The organism is Candidatus Thorarchaeota archaeon (assembly GCA_013388835.1).
In the GTDB taxonomy this organism is placed as follows: Archaea; Asgardarchaeota; Thorarchaeia; order Thorarchaeales; family Thorarchaeaceae; genus JACAEL01.
This window is the reverse complement of record JACAEL010000055.1, coordinates 66,281-85,978: the sequence shown is the minus strand read 5'-3', so window position 1 is coordinate 85,978 and position 19,698 is coordinate 66,281. Positions and strand designations below refer to the sequence as shown.

At 53.6% G+C, this 19,698-nt stretch carries 17 protein-coding genes and 1 pseudogene; 8 read left to right on the top strand and 10 right to left on the bottom strand.

All coding sequences use genetic code 11. From position 1 onward, the window contains the following. Positions 1-100 precede the first annotated feature (100 nt). Together HXY34_09865 and HXY34_09860 are read left to right on the top strand one after the other, a co-directional pair. Positions 101-319: pseudogene (locus HXY34_09865) on the top strand (transposase). A gap of 72 nt (positions 320-391) precedes the next feature. Continuing rightward, the gene (locus HXY34_09860; protein NWF96431.1) at positions 392-733 is read left to right on the top strand and encodes a DUF2095 family protein; all 342 of its coding nucleotides are present in this window, start codon (positions 392-394) and stop codon (positions 731-733) included. 134 nt (positions 734-867) lie between these two features. Here HXY34_09860 and HXY34_09855 read toward each other — a convergent pair whose 3' ends face one another. From HXY34_09855 to HXY34_09830, 6 genes are all read right to left on the bottom strand, one after another. Further along, positions 868-2,265 (bottom strand): V-type ATP synthase subunit B, encoded by a 1,398-nt coding sequence (locus HXY34_09855; protein ID NWF96430.1) that lies wholly within the window; start codon positions 2,263-2,265, stop codon positions 868-870. Positions 2,266-2,351: 86 nt separating this feature from the next. After that, positions 2,352-2,855: a hypothetical protein gene (locus tag HXY34_09850; GenBank protein ID NWF96429.1), complete on the bottom strand. Its 504-nt coding sequence runs from the start codon at positions 2,853-2,855 to the stop codon at positions 2,352-2,354. Positions 2,856-2,912: 57 nt separating this feature from the next. Next, positions 2,913-3,464: a uracil-DNA glycosylase gene (locus HXY34_09845; protein ID NWF96428.1), complete on the bottom strand. Its 552-nt coding sequence runs from the start codon at positions 3,462-3,464 to the stop codon at positions 2,913-2,915. A gap of 51 nt (positions 3,465-3,515) precedes the next feature. Then, on the bottom strand, positions 3,516-6,929 hold the full coding sequence (locus HXY34_09840) for a V-type ATP synthase subunit A (protein NWF96427.1): 3,414 nt from the start codon (positions 6,927-6,929) through the stop codon (positions 3,516-3,518). A gap of 17 nt (positions 6,930-6,946) precedes the next feature. Next, a complete protein-coding gene (locus HXY34_09835) occupies positions 6,947-7,270 on the bottom strand; it encodes a V-type ATP synthase subunit F (protein ID NWF96426.1) in 324 nt (107 codons plus the stop codon). A gap of 94 nt (positions 7,271-7,364) precedes the next feature. Beyond that, the gene (locus HXY34_09830) at positions 7,365-7,862 is read right to left on the bottom strand and encodes an aspartate carbamoyltransferase regulatory subunit (protein NWF96425.1); all 498 of its coding nucleotides are present in this window, start codon (positions 7,860-7,862) and stop codon (positions 7,365-7,367) included. Positions 7,863-8,104: 242 nt separating this feature from the next. Between HXY34_09830 and ffh the strand changes: the two genes are divergently transcribed. Genes ffh through HXY34_09810 form a run of 4 tightly spaced genes read left to right on the top strand, consistent with a single transcriptional unit; the run spans position 8,105 to position 12,027 of the window. Beyond that, positions 8,105-9,445, top strand: a complete 1,341-nt coding sequence (ffh, locus tag HXY34_09825) for a signal recognition particle protein (protein NWF96424.1) — start codon at positions 8,105-8,107, stop codon at positions 9,443-9,445. 20 nt (positions 9,446-9,465) lie between these two features. Beyond that, on the top strand, positions 9,466-10,065 hold the full coding sequence (locus HXY34_09820) for a hypothetical protein (GenBank protein NWF96423.1): 600 nt from the start codon (positions 9,466-9,468) through the stop codon (positions 10,063-10,065). Between the two features lie 34 nt (positions 10,066-10,099). Further along, positions 10,100-11,281, top strand: coding sequence for a 50S ribosome-binding GTPase (locus HXY34_09815; GenBank protein ID NWF96422.1), 1,182 nt, complete (start codon positions 10,100-10,102; stop codon positions 11,279-11,281). A 14-nt stretch (positions 11,282-11,295) separates the two neighbouring features. Then, the gene (locus HXY34_09810) at positions 11,296-12,027 is read left to right on the top strand and encodes a TrmJ/YjtD family RNA methyltransferase (protein NWF96421.1); all 732 of its coding nucleotides are present in this window, start codon (positions 11,296-11,298) and stop codon (positions 12,025-12,027) included. Here HXY34_09810 and HXY34_09805 read toward each other — a convergent pair. The 3 genes from HXY34_09805 to HXY34_09795 form a co-directional block, all read right to left on the bottom strand. Beyond that, the gene (locus tag HXY34_09805) at positions 12,024-12,566 is read right to left on the bottom strand and encodes a 50S ribosomal protein L16 (protein ID NWF96420.1); all 543 of its coding nucleotides are present in this window, start codon (positions 12,564-12,566) and stop codon (positions 12,024-12,026) included. The two genes, HXY34_09810 and HXY34_09805, sit on opposite strands and share 4 nt — an antisense overlap. 478 nt (positions 12,567-13,044) lie before the next feature. Continuing rightward, the gene (locus tag HXY34_09800; GenBank protein ID NWF96419.1) at positions 13,045-14,571 is read right to left on the bottom strand and encodes a radical SAM protein; all 1,527 of its coding nucleotides are present in this window, start codon (positions 14,569-14,571) and stop codon (positions 13,045-13,047) included. Positions 14,572-14,581: 10 nt separating this feature from the next. Then, positions 14,582-15,865, bottom strand: a complete 1,284-nt coding sequence (locus HXY34_09795) for an NTP transferase domain-containing protein (protein ID NWF96418.1) — start codon at positions 15,863-15,865, stop codon at positions 14,582-14,584. A 359-nt stretch (positions 15,866-16,224) separates the two neighbouring features. Here HXY34_09795 and HXY34_09790 point away from each other — a divergent pair, with 359 nt between their 5' ends. Continuing rightward, positions 16,225-16,467, top strand: coding sequence for a MarR family transcriptional regulator (locus HXY34_09790; GenBank protein ID NWF96417.1), 243 nt, complete (start codon positions 16,225-16,227; stop codon positions 16,465-16,467). A gap of 142 nt (positions 16,468-16,609) precedes the next feature. Beyond that, on the top strand, positions 16,610-17,269 hold the full coding sequence (locus HXY34_09785) for a winged helix-turn-helix transcriptional regulator (protein NWF96416.1): 660 nt from the start codon (positions 16,610-16,612) through the stop codon (positions 17,267-17,269). Here HXY34_09785 and HXY34_09780 read toward each other — a convergent pair. After that, positions 17,250-19,646, bottom strand: coding sequence for a DEAD/DEAH box helicase (locus HXY34_09780; GenBank protein ID NWF96415.1), 2,397 nt, complete (start codon positions 19,644-19,646; stop codon positions 17,250-17,252). The two genes, HXY34_09785 and HXY34_09780, sit on opposite strands and share 20 nt — an antisense overlap. Positions 19,647-19,698: the final 52 nt, after the last annotated feature.

Here is a 19,698-nt window from a genome sequence, read left to right as displayed (position 1 = left end):
CATGCTGCCACTGTGCTCGGTGTCTGTACGAAGACGACCCGACGCTGGGAGGCCGCCGGGCTCCTGACGTGTCTGCGGACAACCGGCGGTCACAGACGGGTCGAGCAGCTGTCACGCCTGTGGAGCGCGGGGCATTCGAACGTCCGGCCTCCAGTCCACACACGAGGTGAGAGGCGGAGAGTACTTCTACTGCCCGTCATATCACACGCACGCTCACGCTGACATCAATGCTGCTCGCAACCTGTCTATGTCCAGTGCCGCTCCTGGACGGACCAGGTTGGCATCCCATGGATGTCCAACTCTGTCCAACCAAAAATGAACGGTTATAAGGCGACAAATCGAGTAATAAACAGAAGGCGTCCTTAGAGATCCCTGAACATGGTGATGTGATGTGAGCGATGACGATGAATTCAGTAGAGCATTCCCGGCACTCACCAGAGAGATGAGAGAAGGGACTTCTAAGGAGTACAGAATCAGCGGGGTTCGTCAGAGGATGAACAATGAACAAGAACCTCGACCGGCAGACAAGACGTTCTATCCGGATGTTGTGGACTACATACGTCGTTGCGACACCATCTCCCAAGCAATGGAGATAGTAGACTATTTGGCGAAGCGCGGTGAGATAAGCACGTCCGAGGCGAAGAGCATCAAGACCCAACTGAGGAGCGAGGGACTGAGGAGCTTCGGCACCAAGAAGGAAACAGACCATTATCTGAGATATGGCCTCGAGTAGAAGGCGCCCCAAAACTGCAGTGAGGTGCCTCTGAAGCAGACGGTCATAGCGTCCCTATGAGTGATGTAGAGGTCTGGTGCGACTGTGTGTCACCGCGTGTGAAACTGGACCAGTCGGCAAAGAATGGAACAAGGCTAACACCTATAGATGCCCTTCCCTTTTGCCCATGATATGGTTTCGGGGTCGCATCGCTTGAGCTCTCTCTCAGGGAATTCACTCAGAAGCGTCCATCCAATGTCCAGTGTCTGTTCGAAAGACCGGTCCTCATGCTCATCTTGGTTGATGAACTCCTCTTCGAATCGGTCAGCAAACTTCAGGTACTTCTGGTCTCGCTCGGTCAGTGCCTCTGAACCCACAACCGCTACAAGATCACGAAGGTCGCGACCCTCAGAGTAGGCATAGTAGAGCTGCGCTTGCACCTCTTTGTGGTCAAAGCGCGTCATTCCTTCTCCAATCCCCTCCTTCATCAGCCGGCTCAGTGACGGACCGGGGTCTATCGGAGGATATATGCCGCGCCTGTGCAGTGCCCTGCTGAGAGGCAATTGCCCCTCGGTGATATACCCGGTCAGGTCAGGAATCGGATGGGTCATGTCGTCCTGTGGCATCGACAGAATGGGCATCTGAGTTATCGTGCCCTTACGACCATGGATTCTGCCTGCACGTTCGTATATCAGGCTCAGGTCCGTGTAGAGATAACCAGGATAACCTCTACGACCGGGCACCTCCGACCTTGCTGCGCTAATCTCCCTCAGCGCTTCAGCATAGTTAGTCATGTCGGTGAGAATCACAAGCACATGCATATCTGACTCATAGGCAAGATACTCTGCAGCAGTCAGAGCTGCTCGGGGCGTGATTATCCTCTCGATGGCCGGGTCATCTGCAAGATTCAGGAACAGAGTGGTGTGCTCAAGAGCCCCGGTCTCCTCGAAAGAACTCATGAAGTACTGGGCCTCCGTAGCAGTGATACCCATGGCAGCGAACACTATGGCGAAGTCGCCCTCCTCGCCGGGAATCTTCGCCTGACGGACAATCTGCGCAGCGATTCGATTGTGAGGCAGCCCGGATCCGGAGAAGATGGGGAGTTTCTGGCCACGGACAAGTGTATTGAGACCGTCAATCACAGACAGACCAGTCTGGATTGGCTGTCGTGGGTACTGCCTCGCATAGGGGTTGATTGGAGAGCCGTAGATGTCCCAATGGTCCTCTGCTGTCAGAGGAGGGCCTTTGTCGAGAGGACGGCCTGAGCCATCCAGCACTCTACCGAGAATCTCCGTGGAAACGGGTAGTTTCAGTGTTTCACCGGTGAACCGCACCGCAGTCTTGTCAGTATCAAGTCCACTCGTCCCCTCAAACACCTGGATTACTGCTCGACCACGACCTGTTTCCAGCACAGTTCCGGTCAGCATTTCGCCACTAGGAGACAGGATACGCACTACTTCATTGTACGCCACTTCATGGATGCTATCAACAACAAGAAGCGGACCGCTCACATCGGATACTGTGCGATAGGTAATAGAGGACTTGTTCGGCATCCGTGACACCGCCTGTGCGATTTGGGACCAGCTGTGGACACCCACGATGGCGTCGATTTAAGAGTTGTCCTGAAGACCGCAAGGACCTACCAGGGAAAGATATGCAGGTATGCAAGCACAGGAGCGAACATCAGCGACCTCACAATCAGTGACTGTCCTCTTGACCGGAGGTCATTGGTGCTTGGCGTGAAGTACAGAATCGCTCCTGCCAAGACACATACAGATGCCACTAGGTCGCTCACTACCAACACCATGTAGACAAGGTCCACGTCGGGCATGCCCATCACAGACTGCCAAATCAGTCGTGCGGTTTCACTGGTGACTGGCTCAACTCCAACGAATCCGACCACCTGCCCAATCACAAATGGACCAAAGAAGTAGATGAAGATTCCAGCACCAACTATCACTTTCGCAAGCACATCGCTGACGCCAGTGACGTACAGCGCGAATCCGACGAGTATGAGGAGAAGATAGCCTCTGGTGGCCAGTGCATAGCCGATGTTGAGTACGAGGGTCATTACATCCAGCCAACCCTGAAGAGGGTTCTCAAGGGGCGGTGTCTGCAGTAGCAGGACTGTGTCGGTGAGCATCTCTCGTCCGGATGTTAGTGATGCTGATGGGATATATCTCCCACGAAGTTGAAGGGACTATGTGAGCTCCTTGGCGAGTAGTCGGAAGTCGGCCCTCATTGTTTCCACGAGCTGAGGAGAGCGAAGTACCGCCGAGGGGTGGTATGTAATGAAGAAGAGTCGTTCTTCAGTCTCATAGAAGCGACCATGGGCCTCTGAAATCTTCCATGGTCCAATTAGAGAGGAAACAGCTATTCCCCCCAGCAATACGACCACTCGGGGATTGATTATGGCCAGCTGTCGCATGAGATAAGGCATACACGCGTCTATTTCAGAGTGATTAGGCACACGATTCCTTGGCGGTCGGGACTTTAGGACTGACGTGATGAACACATCTTCTCGGCCAATGCCAATCTCCTTCAACAGTCTGGTCAGTAGCATGCCAGACCTCCCAACAAAGGGACGGCCTGTCTCATCCTCAGCGGCACCCGGCGCCTCTCCTACAAGCATGATCTTCGCATCTATAGGACCTTCTCCAGGGACCGCTCGGTTGCGGGTCAGGTACAACGGACACCTGACACATTCTTCAATCTCCCTGTGGAGTTCAGCAAGAGCATCTCTATTGCTCATTTCAATCAGAGTCCTGTGCTGAACCAGACGATGAAAACAGCCCGCTTCATCTCAGGGGGGTGCCGTTCCCGCTTCAACCATCTCTCTGGTCAGCGTGTCAAATTCACTGTTCATCTTCTTCTCAATGGCATCCATGGTCTTATCAAAACTGTCCCAAGGTGCAATCTTCATTCGCGCAATGTTGTCCAAGACACTGAACTCAAGAATCCTACGAACATGTGCCCCTGCCTTGACTGCCTCTGCCATCCTGCGCGCAAATGTCACTATGACTCTGAGCATGCGGTATGTCTTCCTGATAGGACAGAATGTGTCAATCTCATGGATTGCACTCTGTGTCAGAAAGTCCTCCTTGATCATACGCGCCGCCTCGAGAGTCGCACGTTCGGACTCCGGCAATGCATCAGGACCTACTAGCTGGACAATCTCCCTGAGTTCTTGGTCCTTCTGAAGTATTGCCATGGCCTCCTTGACCAGTTCGGGCCAGTCCTCTCCGAGTTCTCTCCTATGCCAGGACTCCAAGTTGTTCATGTAGAGGGAGTAGCTGGTGAGTGAGTTGATTGCCGGGAAGAACCTGCGCGCCGCTAGGTCCTTGTCCAGCGCCCAGAAGACCTTGACAATTCTCAGTGTTGCTTGGGTAACAGGCTCTGAGAAGTCGCCACCGGGTGGTGATACTGCACCACACACAGTGACAGAACCGAGGCGCTCGTCAGAGCCCAAGACTCTCATTCGACCGCCCCGCTCGTAGAACTGAGCAAGACGAGAGCCCAGATAGGCAGGATAGCCCTCCTCCGAAGGCAGCTGACCTAGGCGTCCGGATATCTCTCGGAGGGCCTCTGCCCAACGCGATGTGGAGTCAGCCATTAGGGCAACATCAAAGCCCTGGTCTCTGAAGTACTCAGCAATGGTGATAGCAACATAGATTGATGCCTCTCGGGCTGCGACAGGCATGTTCGATGTGTTGGCTATCAGGACTGTACGTTCCATCAGTGGGCGTCCTGACTTTGGGTCCTTGAGCTGGGGCCACTCCTCCAGCGCTTCGGTCATCTCGTTGCCACGTTCGCCACAACCGACGTAGACAACCACCTGTGCGTCAGCCCACTTGGCAAACTGATGAAGGGTGACCGTGTTGTGGAGAGTGAAGGGAAGATGTCCGCCCACGAAGTTGTGAGAACCCTCCACAGTGATGTCAAACACGGGTTGTTTCGAGTCATAGGACTCTATCTTTACCACCCTGTCGAAGTAGACCTCTTCAGTCAGTTCAGGCGCATTGCGAAGTATTCCTCCTGCGCTCTGGTCCGTGTCCAGAGCACGCACCCAGATAGATTCCATTGGCCGCCCGGTGATACACACAGAGAGGGAGTCTTCCAACTCAGTGTAGTTGCCGTGTGGTTGCTCATGCGGTCCCAAGACATGACATTCCTCAGAGTGTTCTGCATGCGGGTGAGTGAAAGCCAAGACTGTCTGCGCGATGGGAGTCAAGTCGGTCGCACTGGGACTGGCTGCGGAGTAGTCAAGACACTGGTACAGCTTGTTAATTCTATCATGACTGAAGACGCCGTGCTCCAAGAAGACGTCTGCAATCTGAATGGCACTGGCACGGTCCAGTTCGAGGACTCCACGACCCGACTTTCGCCGTGACTTGTAGAGCACCCCCAGACGCGTCAAGAGATAACTCACATCCGTATGCAGGCCAATGCCTGTTGTGGAGATGCCCAGTACATGCCGGGAGACTGTCCCACCCTCGGCGAAATAGCCAGCCAAGAAATGAACTGCAATACTGACTGGGGACTTCATGATGCAAACAGGAATCCGAACGCGATACGTCTTATCGGTCCGGGAAACACCCAAATGACGAAGAAGATCCCGGAGACCTGAACTCCTGACTGCAGCGAAGGGCGTGTGGTCGAGAGGGCCATGAATGATTGAAGCCTCGAGACCGAACAAGAGGTGTGTCAGCTCGACGAACCGGTTGAGTGTCCGCTCTGAGGTACTGGAGAAGCGTATGTTATGCTCAGCGTCTTGGAAGTGGCCAGCTGCTATGAAGAGGCCCAGCCACTCTGCCAGCTCAGGAGTGACAGCTGGAGGGATTAGGAACGGCTTGGAACCACTGCCCCGTTTCACGCTGTGTACCGGCACTCTGTCGACTCCAGCCAGTCTTGCAAGGCGTTCCAGGAATCTGAGCGTTGGCGGGTTGAGTCCTTGGCTGTATCCTGCGAGGACATCATGACTTACGTTGAGTGACTCGGCCATCTCTTTCGTGGTCATCGTAGCCTTCAGGGCCTGTATCGTGTCTGCCATCCACTGAATGACCGAGGGGTCTGCAGCACGATAGTCCAGGAACGCATCGTATGCGTCGAGGCGGACTTCCTCTCCTTCGAGAGACAGTCTTCGAGGCACAGCTAGGAGGTCTCCAACACTCAGATGGCCTGCTTCTACCTCCTCAATAGCAGAGCCGTCAAACCTGAAGAGCTTGTGTACAGGCGTGACAACAACATACCTTCCAGAATGGGTCACCACCCGTACAAGACGGTTTGTTGTTCCTCTATACACATGAGTAGCCTTTTGGGAAGAGTATCCAGTCCCATCAAAAGAGATGACATGAAGAGGAGTTCTCAACTGGACAAGCGTTTCGTCCTCGCTGTCTTCAGTCACTATGCCAGTCGAGAGATGTTCCCTGTATAGTTGTTCGATTGGGACTGTCAGACCGTTAGCGAGCAGGACAGGGGTGTTCCCAAGAACGCACTTTCCAGTGCCAAAGCCACCGGGGATTGCTCCAGTCCCACCCTTTGCTTGAGGCATGAATGTGTCAATCACGCGTTGTCCAGTGACTAGCGGCGTGTCCATCGGAACACGCTCCTTGTAGGGGCGCCCTACACGGACTGCAGTTCGCTGCATCATGATCACGTCATGGATGTCGCCTTGCCGGTCCTTCACCTTGCAGATAGGCTCAACCACAGTGTACGCTCCCGGGGGAGCGATGCTCACCACTTCCCCTTCTATACCCACAGGGACCATTATCTTCGAGGTTATTATTCCTGTCTCTGGAACTTCCCCGACCACGTCCCCGGGTTTCACCTTGGACTTGACCGCCACGGTTGGTCTGAACTGCCACTTCTTCTCCTTGTTCAGCCCTTCAACATTTAGCCCACGGGTGATAAAGTCACCAGAGAGTGATTTCAGGTCTGGTAGTGGTCTCTGGATGCCGTCATAGATTGACCCCAGAAGACCCGGGCCCAGCTCAACCGAGAGTGGCCCACCTGTGGCAACCACAGGCTCACCGGGAGAAACACCAGAGGTCTCCTCATAGACCTGAACTGTGAACTCGTCACAGCCCACTTCAATCACTTCGCCAATCAGTTTCTCATTTCCAACACGAACCACTTCATACATACGGACTGCAGGCAGCCCAGTACACTTCACAACAGGCCCAGCAATATTCACGATTCTTCCAACATTCTCAGTCACTATTATCACCACGACGACTAGATGCCTATCTCAATTCCAACTGCTCGGCGAATCAGCTCTCGCAGGACCGCTTCATGTGTCCCAGTAGATCCCCTTCGGTCGGGCACCAGAAGAATTACGGGTACCGGTGACTGCGCGAGTTCTAGGATTGTGTCGTTCACGGTTTCTGCCAGCCGTTCCGTGATTATTATCAGACCCATATTGGGGTCTCGAAAGAATGACAGCAGTGCGCGACGTGTCTCTTCAGGTGAGCTGGGTGTTGATACATCTCTGACACCGACCATACGAAAACCAGTCACCGTGTCGCGATCACCAATCACTGCAATTCTCTCGTTGGCCATAGGCGCACTCCGCGCAGGTTTCATGCGTGCTTCTCCTGCTCCGAGATGGTGCTAAAAAAGCGTTTGGAATAGATGGCAGGAGGAATGGCAAACATTAGATGGTATGGTGTTCTGTGAACTGGCGGACAATGTGATCCTCATCGATGAAACTCCAGCAGTACAGGCATTTCAGTCGTATGGGCATGCGGGAAACGACTTGGTAACTTGGCTTCACTGGCTCTCTCTCCTGATTGGTTATACATCTCGCATTCGGGCAGATCACGATGTCAGTCAGCGTGTCCGGCAGCTGTACCCGGGTCTTCTTCACTACCTGAAACTCACTGATTAGGTTTATCGTGGCTTCGGGTGCCACAAGGGCGATTCTTGCGACCTCATGTTCTTCAAGAAAGTGGTCCTCCAGCTTGACGATGTCCTTTCTGCCAATCCTATTGCTGGAGATGTTCATGGCAAGGGTCACCACAGGGCCCTCCTTGCCGGTTATCCCTAGAATCTGAAGCACCTCTAGAGCCATTCCTGCCCGAATGTGATCGATGACAGTCCCATTGCGAATCTTGACGATTCTAATCTTGCCGCTCTTCTCTTCACATGCCATTCGTATCAGCTCGACCTCGGAGGCGTAGAACCACGTTTTAGACCTTCCCCTGCTACACAACAGCCCTGTAGGTCGCACGATAAGGTTGCGGGATGCTCACCTTTGGGAACCGAATGTGACCAAGACGCCGTTTCGGAGACCCATCGGAAACAGTCAGTCAGGCCGCGGACATGGTCGGAGGAGTGTCGAAGCGAAGGTTGATATGGTGTGCCCGGTGAGGAACAGTTGAGCGGTGATAGAAGGTGGTCCTTGAAGGACTAGGTAAGGCACTGAACTCCGCATTGAAGAGAATACTGGGAGCCAGCATCATCGACGAGGAGGTAGTCAATGAGCTGGTCAAAGACATCCAGCGTGCACTCCTTGTGGCGGACGTGGATGTCGCTCTGGTGATGGCGATAACCGAGAGGGTCCGGAAACAGGCACTGGATGAGACCCTGCCTCGTGGCATATCAAGACGCGAGCATGTCGTGAGGGTCGTTTGGGACAGTCTGGCGTATTACCTTGGGGAGAAACCAGTCCCGCTCACTATTAACCCGGGAAAAGCAAATGTGGTCATGATGGTGGGTATCCAGGGGTCGGGCAAGACTACTACAATAGGGAAGCTCGCTCGGTACTACCAGAAGCGCGGAGTGAGGACAGGAGTAGTATGCGCAGACAACTTCAGACCCGGAGCATACAGCCAACTGAAACAGCTTGCGGAGAGGTCAAACATTCCCTTCTTCGGAGATGAGAGAGAACAGAATGCAGCGAAGCTGGCCAAGAGGGGTGTCGAGGAGCTTAGGAAAGCCGGCGTCGAGTTGATTCTGGTTGACACTTCAGGGCGACATCGGGAGGAGACCGGACTAATCAAAGAGATGCAGGACATTGCCAAGGCAATCAACCCGCAGGAGATAGTTCTGGTAGTGGACGGCACATTGGGACAGCAGGCTGGTGCACAGGCATCAACATTCAGGTCAGCAACCAGCATCGGGTCGATAATTGTCACCAAGCTGGACGGAGGAGCAAAGGGTGGTGGAGCTCTGTCAGCCGTGGCGGCGACCAAGGCCCCCATCAAGTTCATTGGATTGGGAGAGGGAATGGACGCCATTGAGCCGTTCAATCCGACGAAGTTCGCGGGTCGGCTGCTTGGTATGTCTGACATTCAGGGACTCATCGAGAAAGTGAAGGAGGCCCAGCTCGAACTCGATGAGGACGCCGCCATGAGGATGATGAAGGGCAAGCTGACTCTGACAGACATGATGGCGCAGCTCAAGCAAGTCAAGAAGATGGGCCCCATCGGCAAGGTCATGGAGATGCTTGGTCTTAAGTACGAACTTCCCGAGGATGTGACTGCGTTGCAGGAGGAGAACCTGAGGAAGTTTGAGATCATCATCAACTCGATGACGCGGGATGAGAGGGATGACCCGAAGATAATCAAGGCGTCGAGAATCAAGCGTATTGCCAAGGGCTCGGGAACGCGGCAGAGTGATGTACGTGAGCTCCTAAAGCAGTATGAGAACGTAAAGAAGATGATAAAGACATTCGGTAGGCAGAGAAGGGCAAGGAGAGGAATGGCGGGCATTCCGGGGCTGCCTGGCATGTAGTGTTGTTCGAGAAAAAGCATATGCAGAAGAGGGGCTTTCTGGTTGCATTGGATGAGATTCCCACCAGTCGTGATACTGTCGCGAGAGGGCTCAACCCTTGGCAGACTGTTGTAGCATGCAGGTGTGTCAACATCGGGCTCTTCTTGTCAAGAGGTCTGCGCAGGTCCGTGATGGTGATTCTGACCCAGGGGGCTTCCGACGAGACTCGTGCTACTGTCTTTGACGGAAAGACTCTGCGTCGGGTCTCACCTGACGAACGATCAATCTCCTTTTTCCTGATGAAGGCGAATAGATTGCTCATGAGCATCGAAGACGAGTCGAAGGCCATGATGGACAACGGAATAGTGGTCTGTAGGACTCGACTCGAGAGTATACTCGATGAGTGGGCTTCAAGTGGAGTCTACCTAGCTACAGAGGAAGCTCCCTGCGGCACAGTGCCCAGCAGCGGGACTGGACTCTTCGTCTATGATGTACTGCACCTTCACAGAGCCGTACTCTCGCGTACTGATACGACACCCATATGGCGACCATCGTCAGCAGAGAGATTCATACTCGAAGTGAATCACGCAGCGGACGTGGTGAGACCTGAAGAAAGCTTCATAATACGCGATAAGGGATAGAGAAGTACATTGAGCTGCCCAAAAGGTGAGGCGGGTGCCGACCAACGTTACCCCTGAGTTTGACAAGCAGAGGCAGATATACGAAGACACGGAAGACCTTGAGCAGCGTATAGTGGAACTCCAAAAGCTACTCGCACTTGCGCCAAATCACAAAGGCGCAGAACGGATGATAAAGGACTACCGACGAAAGCTGGCCAAACTGAAAGCTGAGGTTGAGAAGAAGAGAGAACAGGAACGGGCTAGGCGGAGTGGTGGGGCTAACGAGGAGGGGGTCATAAGGAAGGAGGGGGCAGGACAGATATGCTTAGTGGGACTCACTAAGAGCGGAAAGTCGTCGTTGATCAACTCTGTCACAAGCGCCGAGCTCCTTGTGGCGGACTACCCCTTTGCAACTCCGGTGCCCACACCCGCGATGCTGGCCTTCCAAGATGTCAATATTCAGCTGGTTGAGCTGCCGGGTATGTTTGATGGCTACTACGACTCGACCATTGGTCGGCAGTCGCTTGCGCTGGCACGTAATACAGACTGTATTGCAATTGTAGTGGATCTCTCACAGGACATTGAGATGCAGATGAGCGTGATTCTCGGTGAACTGGACCGGGCCCGGATTCGACTAAACAAGGACAAGACGGCAGTGAGAGTCGAGAGGACCGGTCTCGGGGGACACATGATATATGGTATCCACAACTTCGCAGGCTCCAGAGACGAGGTGGTGGACTACTTACAGGCTCGACGGATAACCAATGTAATAGTGAGATTTCAAATGCCCGGGGCCACGCTTCAACAGCTTGCTGATGCGCTCGATACAAGTGTTGCCTACGTACGAGCTCTGATTATCGCAACAAAGGGAGACATGCCTGGGTCCGCAGCACAGTTCCAGAGGCTGAAGGACTTGTACGGGGACCGATTCGACATGGTACCAGTGAGTGCCCTGAAGAAGGAGAACCTCAGCGTAATGACAACTATGATGTACGAACACCTTGACATACTTAGAGTCTATACCAAGATACCTGGCAAGACCAGAGAGGAGAAACCGCTCGTTCTGCCGGAGGGATCAGTTGTCGAGGATGCTGCAGCGAAGGTCCACAAACAGCTGTTCGTGGAGAGATTCAGAGCAGCAATCATACTGAGGGAACAGGACAAGATAAAGCGAAGACAGGTAGGGCTCAACTATCCCCTGCAGGATGGGGACATACTCCAGCTGCTGCACAAGTAGGAGTGGAGAATCGCTTGACGGGCCTCTCCAACATAGTGGTCGTCCTAGTCGAACCTGAGTCACCAGGGAATGTCGGCTTCGCAGCAAGGGCCATGGTCAATTTTGGAGTGAAGCGAATGAGGATAGTTGGTGTTGACCCCAGACATGAGGAACAGGCCAGAGTGTTCTCCAAACATGCTGTGGAAGTCTTGGATACGGCTGAAATCTTCCCGGACCTCAGGTCTGCACTGACAGGGGTGCTCGTGTCATGGGCAGCCACAGCCAGGTCAGGAGGGCCCAACAGCGTGAGTAGAGTAGTGGTACCACTTGACCAGCTCCCGGACCCAACTCGATTTGCAGGCGACGTGGCTCTGGTTTTTGGCCGTGAGAGTTCAGGCCTCAAGAATGAGGAGGTCGACCTCTGTGACCTTGCATTCACAATACCGGTCTCAGGGGAATACCCAAGTATGAATCTCAGCCATGCAATTGCTGTTGTGCTCTACGACTTCTTCACAAGATATGCCAACCGCGAACCAGCAAGGACAAGGGCACGACCTGCAACAAGGGAACAGAGGGAACGAGCAACAATGTACTTCAGCGACGCTGTCGACCGACTGCTCCTGAGGGAGCATCGCAAGGGCATCGCAAAGAGGGTCTTCATCAACCTCTTAGGTAGGGTGTTCCTCAGTGCACGTGAGGCCATGACTCTGATAGGCACTATGCGAAAGATACGCGATGCGCTTGACTCAATAGCTCAAGAGGACTAGTCCACACCGTAGCCGAGTTTGCGCTTCAGCTCAGGGTCAATCTTATCGAACACTACCTTGCAGGGTGTCGGAATCTTCGGTGCCGCCTTGAGTAGAGCATCTCTCGCAATAGTGATGTTGTCGCGGTCCACGCGAACGGTAATCAGTCGCTGGTTGGGCTTGACTCGTGCAGCAGACCCAATCACTTTACCGAATGAACGACGCATTCCATCTTGCACACGGTCTGCGCCTGCTCCGGAGATCATCTTGTTCTCTCGTAGGTAATGGTAGGGCTTCACACGCACACGCATATGAAACGCCTTCTTCTGAAGCTTCTTGCTCAGGTGCCTGTTGGCAGCGACTCGAGCTGCCTCAAGAGCCTGGTTACGAATCTGACACCGCTCGAGACCAATCAGGGACATCTCTACTTCGAACTGACCATTGTTCTGCCCCATGTCATAGCTGACAATTCGGCTCGCTGGTTGACGGTGGATAAACCGCTTTCTCATGTACGGCTGGCGGTCGACGGGGCGATAACAGTGTCCGGGTCTCTTTCCCATTCGGAGTCACCTTGAGAGATGATTATAGCCAGAACTGACTGGGTTCGCAGTGACCCCCTTGGGTTGCCATAAAAGGATTATGGCATGGGTTAGCAGCAGCTGCCCAGAAGCTGGACGGTCTTGGACATCGCTGCGTGGTGCATGTATACCTCCGTGCGGGAACGGAGAGCTCGAGGTCGGCTCGACACATCATGAGACCTCGAGGAGTGACCCCAGTGCCGTATCCTGGGAGTGACAAGACTCCTGTGTCCAACTCTGTCCAACTGAAAATGAACGGTCCGGGAGGCTCAGCAGCAGTGACTGATGTTCGAACGCCTGAGGTCTCGCACCGCCATCGAGTCCCTTGATGTTTGGGCCTCGCCCTCTGTCATCTTGAATCGGCTTTCGCCCTCGTTCTCTGATTCTAGACATCGCATCCGCAACCAGTGTTCTTTCGTGCCCGTATCTTCTCCTCGAGTCGAGGTCGTCGTCAGGGATGTCAGAGTCTTATGAATGACCATGGGAGTTCCTCGACTCCTCTTCTATCCTGACCTGCCAGTTCAAGGAACTGCACTCCTGCCTCCCTCTCTGCGCGACGCCACCCTCCCAGTCCCCCATATCGTGCCGCCAGACGAACCACTCTCCCTAGGTCTCTACCACCAATTGATAGTGCTGCCTCAATCCTAGCATTCCTTGGGTCAATGGGCTCGACAGTCACTCTGCTTATGCCTTTCAAATGCCTCTCAACGGTCCTGAGCCTGCTCCTAATCACCTCTATGGATGGCTGTGGCTCTCTCTCAAAACGAGTGTTGGCCTTTGGGACAAAAGGGCTGATGCTCAGTGTGAATCTCAGCGGATATCTACTGCTAAGTTGGTCAACCAACCGCGCTATGTCCACAGCGTCTTGATCCGTTTCTCCCGGAAGCCCAACAATGAAGTACAGTTTGACTGACTTGAGCCCCGCAGACATGGCCGCCTGTACGGCCCCCTCTATGTCACTGTCTGAGAGTCCCTTTCCTATGGTCCTCCGGAGAGTTTCTGAGCCTGTTTCCGGTGCTATGGTGAGTGTACGTTGACCACCTCGTACGAGGGCAGACAGGAGTTCAGAGGAGACCGAGTCTGCCCTCAGGGACGGGACTGACACGCCCAGACCTTGACTGACTATCCACTCTGTGAGTTCATCGAGTCTGTCCATGTCCCCTAGAGATGACCCAATCAGCGCAACCTTTGACACAGGTGTTTCAGAGACGCCCTTTCGGATAATCTCCTCGAGTCTGTCCAGCGACCGTACTCTCCTCGGTCTACATATGTGCCCAACGAGGCAGAACCTGCAGGAGTGACCACATCCCCTCGTGACCTCCACTAGCAAAGACTTGCCAAACACAGGCGCGTGTTCATCATCCTCTTCCACTTCTGGTAGGATTTGAGCTGTAGGATGCGGGAGCGAGTCCAAGTTGTCGATGACCAGCCTGTCGACAGGTGGCCGTCCCAATAAGGGGACGTATACCCCTCTGATCTGCTTCAGGCCCGCAAGTGCTTCCTTCCTTGACATCGCCTCTCCAACCGTGTCGACAATCTCGTGAATGACAACGTCTGCCTCCCCAATCACAAATGCATCCACGAAGTCCGCATATGGTTCTGGGTTTGCGGTCACGGCTGGTCCTCCCATGATTACAATGGGGTCCGTTTCCGTCCTTTCACTCGATTCGATGGGGACCTGACCCATCTCCAGCATCTGAACAACATTTACTATGTCTTCTTCATAGCTCAACGAGAATCCTACGATGTGGTTGTCGCGCAGTTGTCTTCCCGACTCAAGTGAGTGACATGGCGACTGTACGCCGAATCTGAAGTACCTCTCGCACGATGTGTCCTCTCTGTCATTCAGTATGGAATAGAACAGATGGGTTGCAAGGCTCGTGATGCCAGCTCGGTAAGTAGATGGATAGGCAAACCCAAATCTGACCGCAATGCCCCTTCCGGTCTTATGGCGTGTGTTGAACTCCCTGAATCGGACGCCCGACAATAGGTCTATGTCACGTCTCCGGTCCGATATCGATAGTTGTCTTGGGCTGGTTTGCAATGACGAGCTTGTTGGGACCAATGTCCCTGTCCACAATCACGCCGATACCAGTGCGTGCGCCTTGATGGATAATGACACCTGGGCCTATGGACGTTCCAATGCCGGTCTTGACAGAGTCGCCGATGATCGCGCCCAGCTTCCTTCGCCCCGAGCTCACTCTCTGGTCCTTGATGGTCACCGAGATTGGTCTGTCGTCGTGGCGGAGGTTAGCTGTTATCGTTCCAGCACCAAAGTTGACTCTTCGGCCGATTACCGAGTCTCCCACATAAGAGAGGTGTCCAATCGAAGTCCCCTCCATTATGATGGAGTTCTTGACCTCTACTGCATTGCCGACCTTGGTCTTCCTACACAGAAGCGTGTGGGGCCGGATATAGCAATTTGGTCCCACCACCGATTCTTCTGAGATGTACACAGGTCCTTCTACATATGAGCCGCTTCTCACCGTGGCCTTCTGCTCAACTACCACCTTGCCTTTCAGTACAGCTCCTTCCTCGACCTCTCCCTCTATCCTTCTGTCCACCGCTTCCAGTATCAGTTCATTGGCTCTCAGGAGATCCCACGGCTTTCCCACATCTATCCACCATGAAGGAAGGGCATATGCACCGACATGGCCCTCCTTGATCAACATGCTTATCGAATCGGTAATCTCATACTCTCCACGCTGAGACAGAGGTGTGCGGGCAATTGCGTCCCAAAGCTCTGTGCCAGCAATGTAGATTCCGGTGTTAGCCAGCTTGCTGACAAGTTGTTCTTGTCTGGGCTTCTCTATTATCTGGGTTGCCTTTCCGTCCTCAACGACAACAATGCCATATGCCGTCGGGTCGTCAACCTCTTTCACTGTCAGTGTCATCGAGAAAGCCCCTCTCTTGTGTGCATCGATAATCCCGGGAAAGGTCTTAGGGCCAACAAGCACATCGCCGTACATGAGGAGGACCTCGTCATCTCCTGCAAATCCCCTGACGTGCCCGGCCGCATGAGCAGTCCCCTTCCTCTCCTTCTGCTCTTCGTAGACTATCTCCATGGGGGCCCAGTCTACTGCATCTATCTCTCGCCTGATCTCTTCCCCACGGTATCCGTACAGGATGAGTGTTTCCCTGATACCTGCGTCTCGGAGGGCTCTAAGCGTATGGAATATCAGCGGACTGCCGCCGACTGGTAGTAGGTGTTTCGGCATATTGGCTGAGAGCGGAAGCATCCGAGTGGAGTCCCCAGCTGCGAGTATGGCGGCTTTTCTCATAGGAGTCACTGGTAATCGCCCCGTCGCTGATTAAAGCATTTCCGCGCATACAATGCGGCTTGTACACTGAACTCACCAATGACATCGACAATTGCCTCCGAGTGGAGTGTCTGTCAGAACGGCGACACTAGGCCCGATATCACCGTGTGCTGTCCATCCCATTCAGTATTCCGAGTCTGCAGAGTCCTCTCATGACTTACACATTGGTATAATACCGCAGGCCCAGACTGCGACATCACAATCGCAGCTGCGATAGATTAATATGCTCTTTTGGTAGTACAAATCACATCGCATTGGCCGAAGTGTCTTCTATCACCGATTTCAGATTCGGCTGATACCTCTAGGAGAATGATCATATGATGACCGAAGCGGAGCTCCGCGAAGAGCTCAAGGAGATGAAGTTGACCAAGAGCCAGATGATAGTGCTGGACATACTCCGAACCACTGGCCGAAACGGGGTCACACCGAAACAATTACTGGACAAGGTGTCCTTTGCACCACGCACTGTTAGATATGCACTCAGAAAACTACTGAAGAAGAAGCTCATCAAACGTGTTCCATGTCTTCAGGATATGCGGCAATGGATATACGTTCCGGCATAGTTTCAGGCCACGTATCCTCTGCTCTTCCGCAGCGGAGCATCGTGACGTTGGGAACTGCGGGAGGACGCTGCCTCGAAAACCATAACAGGGTCTGCCTTGAATAGAACCGTCAATGTTGAATGGGGCCGGAACGATGGACACCATGAGAATCTTATCTGGTGACGACGCTGTTGCAGCCTTCCATGCACTTAACGATGAGAGCCGACGCCAGATACTGCACGCATTACGTGCAAAGCGAATGACCACATCAGAGCTCGTGGAATTCCTTGACAGTCAGGAACCCGACAAGGCTGTAAAACCTCAGACTGTACGATATCACCTGAAAGAGCTCGAGAAGTGTGGCCTAATCGAGCAAGACGGCTATGAACCTGCGGGTAATGGAGACTCGCACATAATGCAGAAGATCTGGAGGGCGACCGCTGAAAGCATATTCATAGCGACTGGTGACGTCGCCGCCATGTCTCCAAAGCTGGACTCTGGAATCAAGAAGTCTCTTGACATAATGGAAACAATCAGGCGCTTGGGTTTCGCTACGCCTGAACAGCCAGATATAGACCGTATAATCAAGGAGTTTGCAGAATGGGAGGAGCTGTGGACCAAGGGCCGGCAGCGCGCGCTTGAGACTCTCAAGTCCGTTTCTGAGATTGACCCAGAAGTGTATATTGTTCTCCGGCGACTCTTGAGTGTCATCTCCCTGTCAGACGAAGAATACGCACGCTACTGGGAGATAAGCCGTGGAATATCGGATGTCCTCCGCATGTTGTACCGGGCCGGGCATGGTCCTAATCCTCAGGTCTACTAGTTTCTTCGTGCTTGATATGTCCCGGATACACCGTCTTTAGTGTTCGTTTCAGTTTTCCTGCTGTCTTTGGACCCACCCCTCTGACTCTCCTCAGCGCCTCCTCATCTGCGTTGAAGACATTCTCTAGTGTGCCGAACTCTTCCAGAATGGCGCGAGACAAGAGTGAGTCAATGCCAGGAAAGCCCGACAGGATGTATTCCAGAACCTGTGCATCTGAGGCCTTGCTTTCCGGAGCCCTTATGCGAAGGACTCGCTTGCTATCGACCTGCTCCATTCGAGCTATCCTGTAGATGATGTTTGCAGTTTCCTCCCCGTCCATTGACCACAGAATCGGCACTTGGATACGTACCGCAATCGAGGCTAGAGCTCCGTATATGGAGGCCGGATTGACAGCCCTCTGTCCAATGAGCCGCTCCCCCTCTACTATCAATACTGGACGTCGGTACGTAGACCGAAGAGCAGTCAGCTGAACGAAGAGCCGGCCGTCAATCAAGGACTGCACAAAGTCTGAGGTTTCCTTTCTCTCAATCGCCACCTCTTCCGACGCAACATAGTCCCCCACCTCGAGTGCTTCCCCATAGACCTCCACACCCAGCCTTGTCAGCTCTCGAGCTACCGCGGTTGGCAGTTCCCGCGTGTCTACAATGAGCCTTATTATGTCCTCATCCTTCTTCTGGTGGGCTGTTGTGGTGGACGTTCCCGAGTCTGGTCCACCCATGTCTCCAAAGCTGTCAAGCGTGGTCTGTTCTCTCTTTGGCTCGCCCTCTGTACTCTTCACTCCTCTCTCTGGCTCGCCCTCTGTACTCTTCAAGACCCTATCTGACTCCCTCTCTGCATTCTTCAGCATGGATGGCATTCTCTTCAACTTGCTGACCACACTCCAGTAGTAGTATTCATCATGCGTGTTCCTCGCTACGAATACAACTATTCTACCTGGCATCTTCCTCCCTGTTCTACCCTTCCGTTGGATGTATGGCACTATTGACGGCACGCAGTCATAGAAGACCACCAGATTGCACTCCGGAATGTCAAGACCCTCTTCCCCAACCTGAGTGGCCACAAGGACATTGAACTCGTTGTTCCTAAAGCCGTCAAGCACCTCGACTTGCTTCCTCTGAGTGAATCCCTTGTCAGAACCCTTTGAGCCCTGACCAACAAAGCGGCTGACTCGCGCGTCCTCTAGTTCCTCAATCACACGAGCGACCTCAGCGGCTGTGTCGCGAAACCGTGTGAAGACTAGAATTCTCGAGTCCTTGTCCACCGAGAGCTGTTCGCTCACTATCTCCACAAGTTCATCTGCCTTCGGATGCCTCTGGCCCTTGGCTATCAGTGCCTCCAGCAGTCTCTCAAACTGGGCGAACTCTGACCGGGTCATAAGATCCCTTAGCCCCTTGGAGGCCTTCTTGTTTCTGACCTCCTCGTACATTCCTTGCACATATCTATGTGTGGGCTCCAAGCCTTGGGTCCCGACGAACTCCAGCAGATGAACAATCCTCAGTGCAGCTGTAAGATTTCGCATGACGAGATACAGATGGGCCGGTGGTTCTACATATGACCCCAGCTCTCTTCTCACCTCTCCTTGGACTCTCAGTATCTCTCTCTTGCTGACGCGTCGCAGATCCGGAAGTGAGAACCCGTGTTTGACCACTGGCGATACATAGTCGGCTAGGAGACTTTGGAGCATGTCACGAAGAACCTCAATCTCTGACGGTAGTGTGATGTGGCGCACTTCACTCTTAACGGAGACTACGTACTTCCTCACATCAGGGCTTGTCTCTGTCCGGACCTCAACATGAGATAGTCTGAGATTTCTGCATACTGTGACTATCTTGTCTGTGTCTTGTCCTGGCGATGCCGTGATTCCCAGTGAGAGACGTTGGTCCCGCTGCTTCTCATACATCTCTGCAATGAATGTGTATGCATAATTGCCCACGCCCCTGTGCGCCTCGTCGTAGACGATCAGGGAGACCTCTCCCAAGTCGTAATTCCTCTGGATCAGGTCGTTCTGCAGGGCCTGTGGTGTCATCACCGCGACACGAGCAGAAGCCCAGGAGTCCTTCCTGTGTTCTGGTGAGTCCTGCCCGGTCAAGCTAACAATTCTGTCCTCGTCCAGTTCCAGCGCTCTCCTGAGGAATCGTGCCTGTTGGTCCACAAGCGGTCTGGAGGGAGCTAGAAACAGTACTTTCGATGACGGACACTTGGCAAGCTGCTTTGCTGCCACCAGTGCCGCAATCACAGTCTTGCCTAGCCCCGTACTCAGCACAATCATTGTACTCTCTTTGGAGGCTATCTCCGCAAGCGCAGTCTGGTACGTCCTCTCTTCCAGCGTCTGTTCCCTGATGAGTGGCATCTGAACGAACTGGACTTCTCTGGACATATCAACTGCCTCAAGACTGTGGTCCTGTCTGACTCAAATCTCAGTAATACAC

Bases quoted from the DNA above. Each gene is read 5' to 3' on its own strand.
- HXY34_09780 (NWF96415.1), bottom strand. From the start codon at position 19,646: ATGTCCAGAGAAGTCCAGTTCGTTCAGATGCCACTCATCAGGGAACAG.
- HXY34_09850 (NWF96429.1), bottom strand. From the start codon at position 2,855: ATGCTCACCGACACAGTCCTGCTACTGCAGACACCGCCCCTTGAGAAC.
- HXY34_09835 (NWF96426.1), bottom strand. From the start codon at position 7,270: ATGGCCAACGAGAGAATTGCAGTGATTGGTGATCGCGACACGGTGACT.
- HXY34_09790 (NWF96417.1), top strand. From the start codon at position 16,225: ATGACCGAAGCGGAGCTCCGCGAAGAGCTCAAGGAGATGAAGTTGACC.
- HXY34_09830 (NWF96425.1), bottom strand. From the start codon at position 7,862: ATGGCATGTGAAGAGAAGAGCGGCAAGATTAGAATCGTCAAGATTCGC.
- HXY34_09855 (NWF96430.1), bottom strand. From the start codon at position 2,265: ATGCCGAACAAGTCCTCTATTACCTATCGCACAGTATCCGATGTGAGC.
- HXY34_09805 (NWF96420.1), bottom strand. From the start codon at position 12,566: ATGGGAAAGAGACCCGGACACTGTTATCGCCCCGTCGACCGCCAGCCG.
- HXY34_09785 (NWF96416.1), top strand. From the start codon at position 16,610: ATGAGAATCTTATCTGGTGACGACGCTGTTGCAGCCTTCCATGCACTT.
- HXY34_09845 (NWF96428.1), bottom strand. From the start codon at position 3,464: ATGAGCAATAGAGATGCTCTTGCTGAACTCCACAGGGAGATTGAAGAA.
- HXY34_09820 (NWF96423.1), top strand. From the start codon at position 9,466: ATGCAGAAGAGGGGCTTTCTGGTTGCATTGGATGAGATTCCCACCAGT.
- HXY34_09795 (NWF96418.1), bottom strand. From the start codon at position 15,865: ATGAGAAAAGCCGCCATACTCGCAGCTGGGGACTCCACTCGGATGCTT.